The sequence below is a fragment of the Neorhizobium vignae genome (assembly GCF_000732195.1).
Classification (GTDB): domain Bacteria; phylum Pseudomonadota; class Alphaproteobacteria; order Rhizobiales; family Rhizobiaceae; genus Neorhizobium; species Neorhizobium vignae.
In genome coordinates, this window is record NZ_JNNU01000018.1 from 1 (window position 1) to 14613 (window position 14613).

The 14613-nt window shown below is 62.2% G+C and carries 12 protein-coding genes; 5 read left to right on the plus strand and 7 right to left on the minus strand.

Annotation, left to right across the window (positions count from 1 at the left end; translation table 11 throughout):
* The 5 genes from GQ59_RS24795 to GQ59_RS24815 form a co-directional block, all read left to right on the plus strand.
* Positions 1–719, plus strand: a 719-nt coding sequence (locus tag GQ59_RS24795; RefSeq protein ID WP_037086387.1) for a methyl-accepting chemotaxis protein, incomplete at its 5' end; no start/stop codon positions are given.
* Entirely contained in the window at positions 719–1210 is a 492-nt protein-coding gene (locus GQ59_RS24800; protein ID WP_037086389.1) for a chemotaxis protein CheW, read from the plus strand. The genes GQ59_RS24795 and GQ59_RS24800, both read left to right, overlap by 1 nt.
* Positions 1211–1248: 38 nt before the next feature.
* Positions 1249–2112: a CheR family methyltransferase gene (locus GQ59_RS24805; protein ID WP_037086391.1), complete on the plus strand. Its 864-nt coding sequence runs from the start codon at positions 1249–1251 to the stop codon at positions 2110–2112.
* A 3-nt stretch (positions 2113–2115) separates the two neighbouring features.
* Positions 2116–3198, plus strand: a complete 1083-nt coding sequence (locus GQ59_RS24810; RefSeq protein WP_037086393.1) for a protein-glutamate methylesterase/protein-glutamine glutaminase — start codon at positions 2116–2118, stop codon at positions 3196–3198.
* A 116-nt stretch (positions 3199–3314) separates the two neighbouring features.
* On the plus strand, positions 3315–4019 hold the full coding sequence (locus GQ59_RS24815) for a ParA family protein (protein WP_037086395.1): 705 nt from the start codon (positions 3315–3317) through the stop codon (positions 4017–4019).
* Between the two features lie 6 nt (positions 4020–4025).
* Here GQ59_RS24815 and GQ59_RS24820 read toward each other — a convergent pair whose 3' ends face one another.
* The 7 genes from GQ59_RS24820 to GQ59_RS24850 all read right to left on the minus strand — a co-directional run bounded on the left by GQ59_RS24820 (position 4026) and on the right by GQ59_RS24850 (position 14596).
* Positions 4026–8318 carry a peptidoglycan-binding domain-containing protein gene (locus tag GQ59_RS24820; RefSeq protein ID WP_084683282.1) on the minus strand — a complete coding sequence of 1431 codons (4293 nt, stop codon included), beginning with the start codon at positions 8316–8318 and terminating at the stop codon, positions 4026–4028.
* A 160-nt stretch (positions 8319–8478) separates the two neighbouring features.
* Entirely contained in the window at positions 8479–9528 is a 1050-nt protein-coding gene (locus GQ59_RS24825) for an NAD(P)-dependent alcohol dehydrogenase (protein ID WP_037086398.1), read from the minus strand.
* Positions 9529–9602: 74 nt separating this feature from the next.
* Positions 9603–10343, minus strand: a complete 741-nt coding sequence (locus GQ59_RS24830) for an SDR family oxidoreductase (RefSeq protein ID WP_037086400.1) — start codon at positions 10341–10343, stop codon at positions 9603–9605.
* Positions 10344–10424: 81 nt separating this feature from the next.
* The gene (locus GQ59_RS24835; protein WP_037086402.1) at positions 10425–10871 is read right to left on the minus strand and encodes an aconitase X swivel domain-containing protein; all 447 of its coding nucleotides are present in this window, start codon (positions 10869–10871) and stop codon (positions 10425–10427) included.
* Positions 10871–12142, minus strand: coding sequence for an aconitase X (locus GQ59_RS24840; protein WP_037086404.1), 1272 nt, complete (start codon positions 12140–12142; stop codon positions 10871–10873). The genes GQ59_RS24835 and GQ59_RS24840 overlap by 1 nt, the downstream gene beginning before the upstream one ends.
* Before the next feature lie 10 nt (positions 12143–12152).
* Positions 12153–13490 (minus strand): FAD-dependent oxidoreductase, encoded by a 1338-nt coding sequence (locus GQ59_RS24845; RefSeq protein WP_037086406.1) that lies wholly within the window; start codon positions 13488–13490, stop codon positions 12153–12155.
* 197 nt (positions 13491–13687) lie between these two features.
* Positions 13688–14596, minus strand: a complete 909-nt coding sequence (locus tag GQ59_RS24850; protein WP_037086408.1) for a LysR family transcriptional regulator — start codon at positions 14594–14596, stop codon at positions 13688–13690.
* Positions 14597–14613: the final 17 nt, after the last annotated feature.

Below are 14613 nucleotides of genomic sequence, written 5' to 3' on the forward strand. Positions count from 1 at the left end.
GCCAGTCGTCGAAGGACGCGGAAAGCTCCGGCCAAGCAGTAGGCCGCGCCGTCTCGGCGATGCGGACGATTGCGGAAAAAATCTCGATCGTCCAGGAGATCGCCCGCCAGACCGACCTTCTCGCCCTGAACGCCGCGGTAGAAGCCGCCCGTGCCGGCGAACACGGCAAGGGTTTTGCGGTCGTCGCCTCGGAAGTGCGCAAGCTTGCCGAGCGCAGCCAGGCAGCGGCTGCCGAAATCAGCGCGCTTTCCGGCGAGACGGTGCAGGTCGCAACGGACGCCGGCGAAATGCTGAACAAGCTCGTACCCGCGATCCACAAGACCGCGGAACTGGTCTCGGAAATCTCCGCCGCCTGCCGCGAGCAGGATATCGGCGCCAGCCAGATCAACGAAGCCATCCAGCAGCTCGACAAGGTGACCCAGCAGAATGCCGGCGCCTCCGAACAGATGTCGGCGACTTCGGAAGAACTCGCCGCCCAGGCCGAGGAACTGCAGGCCTCGATCGCCTTCTTCAAGGTCGATCGGACCGGATCCAAGCGGGGCCAAGCGGTCCCGGCAGCGAAGCCCGTAGCCGCCAAATCCAGACCCCAGCCGGCGCCCAAGGCCTATTCGGCGGGGCATTCAGTCAACGCACAACAGGCCCGCGTGAAAGGTTTTGCCCTCGATCTGTCGATGGGCGGCCCGGACGCGGACGATGACGATTTCAGGGAGAGCGCATAATGGCAGGCATATCCTCCGAATCCCAGTTCGTAACCTTCAGCCTTGGCGATGAGATTTTCGCGGTCCCCGTCGAGGTGGTCCGCGAGATCCTCGACCACGAGGAGCCGTTCAAGATCCCGCACGGCCCGGAATACCTGCTCGGCCTGCGCGATGTGCGCGGGCAGGGCGTGCCGGTAATCGACCTTCGTCTTCGCCTCGGCCTGTCGAGAACGGTCAAGACGCCGCATACGCGAATCCTGGTGCTCGACGTGCCGGTCGCCGATCGCGTCCTGGTGCTCGGCCTCGTCGCGGACCGGGTCTTCGAAGTGGTGCCGTTCCGCAAGGAACAGATCGAGACGGCGCCGGATATCGGGGTGCGCTGGCGCTCCGACTATATCGCCGGCGTGGTGCGCCGGGAGAGCGGCTTCGTTGTCGTCGTCGACCTTGCACGGCTGTTTTCGGATTCCGGATCGGCGCTCGCCGATGTTGGGCCGCAGTCCCAGGTCGCATGATGGAATTCGCATAACCGAATAGGTTCTTGTACGGGGGCATGCGCGTGAGTGCAGCAATGAGAAGCCAGCCGCTCGACGATCGGCTGAGCAAGCGCAACTTCGATCTGCTTTCGAAGTACATCTACGACTATAGCGGCATCAAGATGCCGCACAGCAAGTTGACCATGCTCGAAGGGCGGCTTCGCCGGCGCCTGCGCGTCACGGCCATGCCGACCTTCGACAGTTATTGCGATTACCTCTTCAAGCACGGAGGTATCGAGGCCGAATCGATCTTCCTCATCGATGCGGTGACCACCAACAAGACCGACTTCTTCCGCGAGCCGAAACATTTCGACTACATGATCCAGGCAGCGTTGCCGGACATCCTGAAAAGCTACCCCGACCGGCGCATCCGCACCTGGAGTTCGGCCTGCTCGACGGGCGCCGAACCCTATACGATGGCCATGGTGCTTTCGGAATTTCTGAGCTCGTCGACGCCGGAACGCGACTATTTCGTGCTTGCCACCGATCTTTCGACCGATGTGCTGCAGAAGGCCCAGCGCGGCATCTATCAGAGCGAGCTCCTGGCACCCGTTCCCGCCGACATGATGAGCAAATATGTCATGCGTTCGTCCGACAGCCGGCGGCAGGAAGTCCGGATTTCACCGAAACTGCGTTCCCGCGTCGGTTTCGCCCGGCTGAACCTGATGGACGATGCCTATCCCATCGGCGACCTGATGCACATGATCTTCTGCCGCAATGTGCTGATCTATTTCGACAAGCCGACGCAGCAGCATGTGCTGTCCCGGCTTTGCCAGGCGCTGCTTCCCGGGGGTTATCTGTTCATCGGTCATTCGGAAACGGTGACTGGCTTCGACCTGCCGATCCGTCAGGTGGCAAATACTGTGTTCAAGCGAGTATGAACCATGAGCGGCAAAATTCGCGTTCTGATCATTGATGACTCCGCCAGCGTCCGCCAGACCCTGACAGCCGTCCTGTCGGCGGATCCGGACATCGAAGTCATAGGCGCGGCCAGCGATCCCTTCATGGCGGCGCGAAAGCTGCGCGAGGAAATCCCCGACGTCATCACGCTCGATGTGGAAATGCCGCAGATGGACGGCATCACCTTCCTGCGCAAGCTGATGTCCCAGCATCCCATTCCGGTGGTGATGTGCTCGTCCTTGACCGAAAGCGGCTCGGAAACGCTGATGCAGGCGCTCGAGGCGGGCGCAGTCGATATCATCCTGAAGCCGAAGATCGGCGCGGCCGACCACCTTGCCGAATCCGGCGAAAGGATCCGCACCGCGGTCAAGGGAGCCGCGCGCGCCCGCGTCGGCCGGCTGCGGCCGTCACGCATTTCCGAAGGCGGAACGACCGCCAAGCTGACGGCCGACGCGGTGCTTCCGCCTCCCAAGGCCGGCGCCATGGCGAAAACCACCGAAATGGTCGTCTGCGTCGGTGCATCGACCGGTGGGACGGAAGCTCTGCGCGAGCTTCTCGAAGCCATGCCGGCCAATTCCCCGGGCATGGTCATCGTCCAGCACATGCCGGAAAAATTCACCGCAGCCTTCGCCAAACGGCTCAACAGCCTCTGCGAAGTCGAGGTCAAGGAGGCGGCGGACGGCGATCCCGTTCTGCGGGGCCACGTTCTGATCGCCCCCGGCGACAAGCATATGCTGCTCGAACGGCGCGGCGCGCGTTACGAGGTTTCGATCCGCTCCGGCCCGCTGGTCAGCCGCCATCGCCCGTCCGTCGATGTGCTGTTCCGGTCCGCCGCACGCTCGGCCGGCGGCAATGCGATGGGTGTGATCATGACCGGCATGGGCGACGACGGCGCCCGCGGCATGAACGAGATGCATCAGGCGGGCGCCTATACGGTGGCCCAAGACGAAGCGTCATCCGTGGTGTTCGGCATGCCCAAGGAAGCCATCGCCCATGGCGGCGTCGACAAGGTCGTGTCGCTCGAACAGATCGCCCGGGAAATCCTCGCAGCCGATCGTCGGCGGTAAGATCTGGCACCGGATTTTTCACGGCTCGTTAACCATGTTTGGCAAGAATGGGGCAACGCATCATGAGGGTGCGGTGAGAGAGCAATCTTACGCTCGTAGCCGGACAGGGACCCAAGATGCCAGTCATTACCTTTGCCAACACCAAGGGCGGAGCGGGCAAGACCACCGCTGTGCTTCTTCTTGCAACCGAACTTGTTGAGCAAGGCTACCGCGTCACCATCCTGGACGCCGATCCGCAATACTGGATCACCCGCTGGCACATGCTCTCGCCGCACAACGACAAGCTCAACGTCATCTCCTACGTGACGCAGGCCTCGATCGACCGGCATATTTCCGAGAACCGCCACAAGACCGATTATTTCGTGCTCGACCTGCCGGGCGCGCAGAGCCCGCTGCTTGCCAAGGCGATCGGCCTTTCGGACCACGTGCTGATCCCGATCCAGGGCTGCGCCATGGATGCCCAGGGCGGCGCCAACGTGCTCGAACTGCTGCGCTATCTCGAAGAAAAGGCCAATCTCCGCGTGCCGCATTCCGTCGTGCTGACCCGCGTCAACTCGATGGTCACCACCCGCGCGCTGCTCGCGGTCAAGATGCTGCTTGCCGAACGCAAGGTCGAAGTGCTCGACACGCCGATCATCGAACGCGCCGCCTTTCGCGACATTTTCGACCTCGGCGGCACGCTCTACACGATGGACGAAAGCCGCATCAGCAATCTCGACAAGGCCCGGCAGAACGCCCGCCTGTTCGCGCTCGAAATGCTCCGCCGCGTGCCGCTTCACAAGCCGGCCTCGCTGTCGAAGCGCTTCGTCCGCGCCGCCTGATCAGGCCTAGAGTTTGAGGTCGATCACTTCCATGACCGGTTTCGATGCCGCCTGGGCTTCCTTCAGCGCACGGTAATGCGGGGCGTGATCGAACAGCCAGCTCCGCAACAACGTGGTATCGGCGTCGGGAATTCGCTCGCCTGCGAGGCCTACACGGTAGCTGTCCTGGAACTGTGCGGTGAATGTCGGCTTACAGCCTTCTACATTGGTGCGAATATCAAAACCCCAGTTGAGATATTGAACACGCCGCAGCAGGCGTAATTCGGCGCCGAGGGCAGGTTCTTCCAGAACCTGCTGTTGCGTTACCTGGCGTGCGAACAACGGCTTGCCCTCGATCACCGTCGCGCCGGTCCAGTTCACGTTATTGGGCGTGCCCTGATCGCCGCAGACTCCCAGATCTGTGTTTTCGCCCCAGCGCCATGCATTCGTGCTGGAAGAGGTCCCGTATTTTTTTGTGAGTGCGGCAAGCACCTGATCCTGCGTGACCGATCCAAGCGGCGAAAAGACGCTGCGCGCGATACCGTAGACCTTGGGCTCCAGAACCATGGGGCCATAGAGGATGCCAATCATATCCATGCCGTCGGCAGCAACGTAGAGCCGCGCGCTTTCCGCCACTACAGAAACGTTCCGTGAGTCTCCTTTGAGCTCCAGAACCCGATCAACCGCCATATGCTTTCGGATCGCTGCTTCCGCCTCGCCCTGCGTCATGCCGATCGTGACGCCAACGATATCCAGCGTCGAAATAGCAACGGACTTGCGCGGTCCAATCGGTGCAATGCGGAATTTCGCGATCATGCTGCGGGGTGTGACGGCAGTCTTGTCGCCAAACCACCGAACCTCGGTCGGCATGGTGTCGAGGATGACCATCGGCTTTCCATCGATCGGGCTGGTCCCGACCACCGAGCCACGAACATCCAGGTCCAGGCTAATCGCTCTCGCAAAGGCATCGCGTGGTGGCGACGGAAGGTTCTCCAACGGAACATAGACATCCGAGCGCGCCTGCGGCTTCAGGTCTTGAACCAGAGACAACACCGTCCTGGGCGTTACCCAAGTGCCTGCCTGTTCGATCTGCTCGTTAAAGAGGTGGCCGCGATATCCCGCAAATTCTCGGCGCCCTATACCGACTTCCCCGAAAGCTTCCGCATACTGGCTGGCCGGCCATCCGAAATATTTGTCGAAGCCGCTTTGGTCGTAATAGTTTTCATAGCGCAGCTTGTCGGGCAAGGCAGCGATCCGCAATTCGGTCCATCGGCGAAAACGCGGCAGCAGCCGCACATAGTCAGCGTCGGTCAATTCGCGGTAATTTTGCGGAAAGAAGCGCCCCCAGGGCGCGGCATCGAGATTGATGACATCCGTCCTTATGCTATGCTCCTCTTCCCAGCGCCTGAAAAGGAGTACGCGAAGGGCAGCGTCATCCAGGGTGATCTTGCCGTATTTGGCAAGCAGAAGCGCTGTGCTTTCAAGGTTGAGCGCCAGGCGTTCGGGAACCCGCTCGAGCACAACGGACTGTCCGTTTGCGACTGTTGGCACAGATCGCGTCGGAATGGAGAAACGCACCCGATCCGTCTGGTTCCTGTCCATCAGCATGATTTCATCGACGGCGAGATCCATTCTCGCGAACGGCGGCCTCGTATTGACCGATGTTTCGGCGCGTATCGCGCGAACCCTGAACAGAGCAGGGAATACCCGGGCCGGATATTCCCCAACCAGCTTTTCGGCGGCCGCCTTTGTGAACGGCAGGCGTGTCAACGCATCGGAATTCTCGACCTGAATATTGATGAAACCGGGCTCCAACTGCTCCCCATCCTGTTCGAGCCTGACCGCAAATTGCGACTTGGAGATTTGAAAAGCTTCAGTGCCGTCGTATGCGCCAAGAGTGATTTCACCCATCAGATAAAGCGGCTGTGACGCATCTGGCTTTGATGCGGCAAGCCTGCTCAGACCGTTCCGCACCGCGTCGGCGCGCTCAAACTCATTCTTTTCGGTCACAAAACGCGCGGATTCGACCAGTCGACGAGGCAGGTCGGGATTGCCGGCCAAGTCAATCGCCATCGCGGAAATGCTCCAGTTTGAAAGATAGTGGCCGTTCGGCGCCGGTGAACCGGGCAGTATTTTCGGCGGGGGAACGAAGTCATGAAGAGGAAGCGTCACGACAAGGCGCGTCAGTTCCGAATCTTCGAACAGAGCGACTGATGTCGCCGACCCGGTCACCGTCGAATACATGTTGGCGGATTCGAATACACCCAATCGTTCCTCGCGCATCTGCACGGAAACCTTGGTGAGTTCCATCTCCACGCCGTAGTAGAGCTTGAGCCGACCTTCGTTTCGCTTCGCACGTTCGACTAAGCCTCTTGCCTGTTGCGTGCCGACCTTGAGCATGCGCGGAAATTCAGACCTGAGATTTGAGTCAAACACCACTCCGGGCAACAATAATCGATGCGGGTCTGTCGCAAAAGCCTGCTTGCCGATGTCGTATCCCTGAAGTTCGACGGGCATGGAAACTCGGGCACGGACCGGAAGCTTTGGTGCGTCGGCAACGATCTGAGGCAGAACCTCGGCGTTGAACTGCTTGATGATCTCCTCTTGGCGGAACGGATCGTTCGCCAGATCCCGGAAGAATTGCCGGTCGTCGCGACCCGCCGGGAACAGTGATCTATAGACATCGGACGATGCAAAATCGCTTGCGAGGCGGCGAACGGTCCCGAGCGACTTTGGCTGGGCAGGCAGATTGCCGGCTACCAGCAAGCCGAACGCCGTCGCCGCCCTTCCGGCTTGGCCGACCTCGCCCTCACGCCGGACCGGCAGCACGACACGGCCATCGCGGGCAGCAAAACCGAGGCGTGTCCAGGATTCCAGATTGTTGCGAGCGGTCGGCGCCTTCGCCTGGGGTTCGGCGACCTCGGGCTGCTTGACGTCGATCTCCGCAATGACAGAGCCGAAGCCGTTTTCCCCGTTTTTGGGATGTTCGTGAAGCGCGATCCGTTCGACTACAGCTTCGGCGAAGATCGTTCTCCGGCCGGACCTATCGTTCTCGACCTTGAAGTTTACGATTTTCATCCGGGCCGACATGTTCACGGACCGGGAACCATTTGCCTTGAATCTGGCCGCAAGCGCTTCCGCTTTCGCCCGGGACATAGTCAGGTTGGCGGGCACAACCAAAGCCGGAGCCTCGACAACGATCCAGTTTCCGCCGGCGGCGGAGAATCGCATCTCGGTTCCAAAGTCGTCGCTGTAACGAAGCGGAAAAGTCCCGGATTTGAAATCGTACGCCCCGAACTCCGCGGGGCGGACCCGTGTCACGCGCATCGATGTCGTCACGCCTTGGCCCGACATGAACGTCCGAAAATCCGCGACCGCTGCCTGCTTGTCGAATTCGCTGCCACCGGTATAACGACGATAGGCCTCGGCGATCTCGACGGGAGACCAGACTCCGCGATAGCCGCGACCCAGGTCCTCGAGCCATCGCTCCATGATGGCGGGATTGTCCAGTATTTCCGGATCGCTACCGATCAGTCGGCGGGTGATTTCCTTGTGAAGTGCGGCGCGGTCCGCATCGTGGTGTATCGAGCCGTACGGCCAGTCGATATATTCCCCCGCGACGTTTGCCGTAGTGAGACCCGCTTCGGTACCGGCCCGATCACCATTGGATGCGGTGGTCATCGCCTGGTCACCGGTCTCGCCCCGATCCGTGGGGGTGACGTTGGCTGCCTCGGTCACCAGCTGATAGGCTGTCTGCACGGATGTCTGATAGGGATCGCGACCCCGGTCCGAGAGAAATTTTGCAATCGCACGGCCGGTTTTGGTTCCGCCCTTTCCGTCCGCCTCCCCGACATCGAAGCCGAGCTTGGCCAGGCTTTTCTGCATGTCGGCCATTTCATCCGGGGAGAGCGGAATTTCGGCAGCCCGCACCGACTCGCCGGAAGAGGAGCCGCTGCTTTGCATCATGTGGTGAAATTGTGCGCTGGTCAGCGAGCCGTCGGGACTGAACCCATTGTCGCGCTGGAAGCGCCGGATTGCCTCGCGCGTCCGCGGGCCCGCCTGTCCGTCAGGTTGGCCGACGTCGTAGCCAAGCTCGCGCAGGCGGTTCTGAGCGGTGTACATTTCCTTCGAGTCGAGGCTCTCCGTATTCGCCTGTCGTGACGGTGCGCGGCCTCGGCCCTGCGGCTGTCCGGAACCGTCGATCAACGCGCCAAACAGCGAGAGAATCCGATCTCCTTCATTTGCATTGGCGGGAACAGAGGTACAAACCAAACCAAGAAGCAGCCCGAAGGCTGCAGCTCCGCGACTGCTGACCGACATTTTTAGCTCCCGCGCCGTTGCTTGTCGCAAACGATACACGTGCCTCGCAGTAGAACAACGTCCGTGGATACCACTTTTGGACGATGCGACGAGCCGAACAGCTCATGAAAACGGCGAGGCTGGATTTGGATCGGTCCGTGTCTCGGCCGAGCGGTTACGATCAGGCGGCCTTGCCGTTCAGCACGATCTGCAGCTTGACGTCCGAGGGATGTCCGGCGGCGGCCCGCTCGAAGGCCTGGATCGAATCCTTGAAATCGAAGACGCCGGTGATCAGCGGCTTCAGGTCGACCTTGCCGGACGCGATCAGTTCCAGCGCCCGGTCGAAGATGTTGGCGTAGCGGAACACGGTCTCAAAGCGCACTTCCTTGGAGATGGCGCTTGAGACGTCCAACGGCACCGGCTCGACCGGCAGACCGACCAGCACGAAGGCACCGCCGGGCCGCACCAGGTCCAGCATGCCTGCATAGGCCCTCGGGCTGCCGCTCGCTTCGAACACGATATCCGCGCCCCAGCCGCCGGTCGCTTCGGCGAGAACGTCCGCGAACGGCCGTTCGGTGATGTTGACCGGGATAATGCCCGTATACTGGCCGGCGATCTTCAGCTTGTCCGGGCTCAGATCCGAGATGAAGACGCGGGCGCAGCCTCCCGCCAGTGCCGCCAACGCCACCATGATGCCGATCGGGCCGGCTCCGATCACCGCGGCGACATCGCCGGGCTGGATACGGGCGCGGCTTGCGGCCTGCATGCCGATCGCGAACGGCTCGACCATGGCGCCTTCGGCAAAGGAGACGTTGTCCGGCAGTTTGTAGGTGAAGGCTGCAGGGTGGACGACTTCCGGCGTCAGCACACCGTGGATCGGCGGCGTCGCCCAGAAACGGACGTCCGGATCGACATTGTAGAGACCAAGCTTGGAGGCGCGTGACGACAGGTTCGGCACGCCCGGCTCCATGCAGACGCGGTCGCCGACCTTCAAGGTCTTCACCTCGCTGCCGACCGAAACGACAATGCCGGCCGCCTCGTGACCGAGCACCATGGGCTCGCGCAGGACAAAGGGACCGATCGCGCCATGGGTGTAATAATGGACGTCGCTGCCGCAAACACCGACCGTATCGATGGCGATCTTCACGTCGCCCGGCCCAACCTCGGTCGGAAGATCGATCTCCCTTAACGCGAGAACGCCTTTTTTCTCGAGCACCAGTGCCTGCTGCATGCGATGTTTCCTTCCGGTTATTTTCCGACGCTGGCCGAGTTTCCGGGCGAGATCAAGGCAGCCATCGAGCGCTTTCAGCCACGGCCGGCATAAGGCATGCCGTTTGCCATCACCGTCATGAACAGGACATTGGCTTCCAGCGGCAAACCATCCATGTAAAGCACGGCATCGGCCACGTGTTTCGGGTCCATGACCGGCTCCACGGCGGTGGTCAGATCGGCCTGCAACGCGCCTTCCTTCATCCGCACCGTCATCGGCGTATCGGCATTGCCGATATCCACCTGGCCGCAGACGATGTTCAGCGCGCGCCCGTCGAGCGCGATCTGGCGCGTCAGGCCGGTGATGGCGTGTTTGGTGGCGGTGTAGGCAGCCTGATAGGGGCGCGGCACATGGGCCGAGATCGAGCCGTTGTTGATGATCCGCCCGCCGCCGGGGTTTTGTCGCCGCATCATTCCGAAGGCCGCGCGGGCGCAATAGAAGGCGCCGTTGAGGTTGAGATCGACGACCGCCCGCCAGGTTTCGAGCGGCAATTCGTCGATCGGAACGGCCGGCGTGCCCCGGCCGGCATTGTTGAACAGAAGGTCCAGCCGGCCATAAGCCTGTTGCGTCGCCGCAAACAAGGCATCGACGGCTGCCGGATCGGTGACGTCCGTCGGTACGACCAGCGACTCCCCGCCCGCCAGTTCCGCCGTACCCCGCAGCTCGCTTTCGCGCCGGCCAGCAAGGACGGTCCTATAGCCTGCGTTCAAAAGCCCGAGGGCGACGGCCCTGCCAACGCCCGAGCCCGCACCAGTTACAATCGCTACCTTCGACATGCATGCCTCCCACCTGTGATGGAAGACCTTATAGTCGGCTGTCGGCCCAGCCGTCGAGTGGCATGCTTGCCGGAGGAAATATCACCTCCGAGATTTCTTGGTCACGGTCACCGTGCCGGCATCGGCGTCGACCACGACCCAATCGCCGGTCTCGATCACCGAAAGCGGGTCCTGGTCGAGCTCGGTGATCGCCGGAACGCGGGTGACGACGGCGCCGAGGGCGATCTTGGTGGTCATCCGCGTAAAGATCATCGCCGCCGGCTGGACGCCGTTCAATCGCGTCATATGGAAATAGGCCGACCAGCCGGACGAACCCTTGGCACCGGGGAAAACGAGAATCTTGCCCGCGAAGGAGACACCGCGCATTTCGTGCCGCCGCTCGATGACCGTGCCGGTGCGCTCGTTGATGCCGCCCCATCCGGAGATCGTTTCGGTGGTGACGAGCGCCTCGCCCTCGGCGCGGCCGGCCACAACCTTGCGGCCCCTGAGTTCGATCGCCTCGGGTTTGGCTTCCGTCGAAATATCCATCAGACCCTCCCGTTCCACTGGCCGGTCAGGGCCGCATCGACGCAATCGCTGACGGAGCCGAACCAGCCCTGTACACCGGTGATCGCCGGCAGGTAATGCGCCTGCTTGGCGGAATCGGTGGCGATGACCTTGGTTCCGGCCGGCAGACGGCGGGAAATGGCGGGACAGGTATCGCTCATGACAACGCCGCCGGCTTCGCGGATGGCATCGATATAACCGTTGCGCTCGGCCACCTGCTTGATCGCACGCGGGGTATGGACCCAGAGCTGCACGTCCGAATGGATCTTTTTATTCTCCAGCATGTGGGCGATCAGCGCCATCTGGTCGATGGAATTGTGCGGACAACCAAGCATGATGAAATCGACCTTCTTATCGGTCGAACTCTGCAGCTTCTCGTAGGTCTCACGCCGCTCCTTGGCACCGTAGCGGAACGTGCCCTTGATACTGCGACCGCCAAAGGCTTCCTCGATCGAATCCGCTTCCGGGGTGATGCCCGGAATATGGTACATCTCCACCCCGCCGGACGACGCGGCGGCTGCCCCGAAATGCTTGAGCTTGATGAGGTCGGGCTGGCGGCCGGTGCCCTTCAGCACCGGGATCTCCTCGCCAATCACCTCACCGATATAATAACCGAGCAGGCCCCAATCCATCATGTCGTCGACGTCGATATCGAGCTCGACCAGATGGGTGCCGCGGCGGTTTTCGGTGATATGGAAACCCCAATAGGGAATGCGGCCTGTGAGTGCTGCCGCGCCCGTGCTTTCCTTGCCCTCGACATTGGTGCGGGCGCCAAGCACGGAATTGCAGTAGATGACGGCGGACGATTCCATCCAGGCGCAGTGCTCGCCCTTCACCGGCACGTTGCCCACCTGATAGGGCGTGCAGGTGGCGAACATGTTGACGCCGCGCCGCCCCAGGTATTTCTCGTTGGCGCGCTGCATGTCGACCAGCGACTTGTCGACGCCCTGCAGTTCCCAGTTGTCGTTGTCGATGCCGGTGATCAGCTGGCAGGTATGCGCCACCATATGCGGCACCTCGACCACCTCGTCGCTGTCGAGGTTCAGCTCCGAATAGACGTGCTCCATGCCCTTTTCGGCGATCGCCTGCACCGAGGGGGTCGAGGCGTTGAAGGCGCCGGCGACATTGTTGGTCTCGACCAGCCGTTCGGCGCCGAGCGCCTCGCCGTAGCGGACAAGCAGGTCCATGGCGCGCGCCTTCGCGCGGCCGTGCTCGCCGTCATACATGGCCTTTTCATGATCTGTCAGATTCATCGGACCCTCCTCACGATGCGGCGCGCGTTTCCGCACCCGTCCAGCGATAATGCTTCTTTTCGACGTTGTCGGAAACCCGCTCGCGCAGCGCATCGCGATCGATCTGGTGCACGCTTCCGGTTCCGGCAAGGTCGAGCGCGTTGGCGGCGGCCATGCCCATGGCGATGCAGGGTCCCATGACGCGGATGCTCGAAAGCGCTGCCGAATCCGCATCAACGCAGCGGCCGGCGGCGGCGATATTGTCGCATTCGTCCGGCGTCAGGCTGCCGAGCGGGATGTAATGGGCATGCTCTTCGTCGAACGTGATCCAGTGGTGGCCGTCGCCGTGATCGTGCAGCTCGATCGGCCAGGCGGTGCGGGCAACCGCATCGTCGAACTTGGTGCCGGCCTTGATCTCGTCGACGGTCAGGTGATGGCTGCCGGCGATCCAGCGGGTCTGGCGGATGCCCGGCAGGCCGAAGGAGCGGATGCGGGCATTGCCGAAGCATTCCGGAAACTCCGTCTTGAGGAACTCGACGGCGCGGGCCGCCTGGTCCTTGCCTTCGAGCGCCTTCTTCGAGGCCTCGACCGGATCGAGCGGGGTTTCCACATGCGTCATGTTCATGGCGGCGATGCCGCGGCCGGGAATGGTGAAACCGAGGCCTTCGCGGCGGAGCAGGCCATAGTTTGCCGCCTTTTCCTTCATGCGGTCGCCGATCTCGTAGCGGGTCGGCTGCCTGGCTTCGTCGATATTTTCCAGCACCACCATCTGGGTGCCGAAGACCCCGCCCTTTTCCGGCTGGCGGCAGGCAAAACCGGCCTGCCAGACGAGCGCCGCGTCGCCGCTTGCTTCCACCCAGCCGGTCGCCTCGATCGAGACGCCGCCATAGCGGGTCATGAAATCGGTCTGGACGACGCGGCGGCCTTCGACATGCACGTCGAGGATCTGCGCGCCGAGCACGACCTCAATGCCGGCACCGAGCACGCTTTGCTCCATCCAGCGGCCGAGGGCGACTTCGTCGTAATAGACGACCGTCGTGTTCGGGCCGTGGCGGTAGTAGATGGACTGGTCCTGGCTTTCGAGATGGGCGAGCAGCCTGTCGGCGACACCATAGGTGAACTGGTAGCCATGCGTGCCGTTCGAAAACAGGCCGCAGAAGGTAGCGATGATCGAGTTGACCGCCTGTCCGCCGAGCGCCGCCTGGCCGTCGACGATGACGACCTTGCGGCCAAGCCTGGCGGCTTCGAGTGCGGCCGAAATCCCGGCAATGCCGGCGCCGACGACGCAGATATCCGCCTTGAGCTTGCGGAACGGCGCCGACTTCTCGCGCCTGACAATCCGCGTTTCCCTGCTCAGCGTTTCCGCCATGGAAGCCTCCCATTGCAATGCCGCACCCTCCCGGCGCCTTGGGGTGATCGTAACCCAAGGCGCATCGCCTTGAACCCGGCAAGTGATGCGATCAGCTTTCTTGTTTCGAGAAAGGTCCAGCCGAAGGATTTCAGCGGTTGGCGTCAGCGAAGCCGCGAGCGTGGAGGCGGACAGCTGCGGGTGCGTTCGACAACCCCTCAGAACATCGGGATGACCTGATCCGGCACCCCTTCCGAAAACCGCTTCTGCACGTAGGACACGAACTCCGACACCACGACCTTGTTCATCTTGATCCTGGGCACGGACGCCTTGACCCAGAGCGGCTCGACCGGAAATTCCGGCATCACCTCTTCGAGCGCGCCGCTATCAAGATCCGACCGAGCGAGAAACCTCGGCAGGATCGCCAGTCCCAGTCCCTGACGGGCAGCGGCGAGCAGGACCCGGCTGTCGTTGGCCGTGAAATTCGAGGTGATCTCCACGTTGATCGTGCTCGTCTCCATCTGGAAGGTCCAGGTCGTGCCGATCGTGTGGAAGGTGATGCATTCGTGGCCGACGAGTTCGGTGGGCGTCTTCGGGCGCTTGCGGCCCGCCAGATAACCCCGCGATGCGCACAGCACCCGCGGATAAGGGCAAAGCGGGTGGTCGATCACGTAAGCGTAGGATTGCGGCAGCGCGCCGATCGCCACGTCGAACCCTTCTTCCAGCGGATTGACCGAGCGGTCGATCAGCACGATCTCCATCTTCACCCGCGGATTGGCCGCCTGGAAGGCGGCGCAGATATCCCCAAAGAACATCGAGGTCAGCGTCGTCGGCGCCTTGATGCGCAGCGAGCCGGTCAGACCCAGTTCATGGGTATTGGGTGTGGCCAGCGTCTCCTCGATCTCGCCGACCAGAAGCTGCAGGCGCGGCCTCAGCCGTTCGCCATCGAGCGTCAGGGCTAATCGCCGTGTCGTGCGCACGAAAAGCTGAGTGTTCAGATGCTCTTCGAGCCGCTTGACGCGCTTGGTGATGACCGAGGTCGCGACGCCCAGGTCACGCCCGGCGGCGGAAAAGCTGCCGGCGCGGGCAGTTGCCAAGAAGGCGCCGATGTCGAGAAGTATGTTCACTGTCTTTCTCGTTTCGA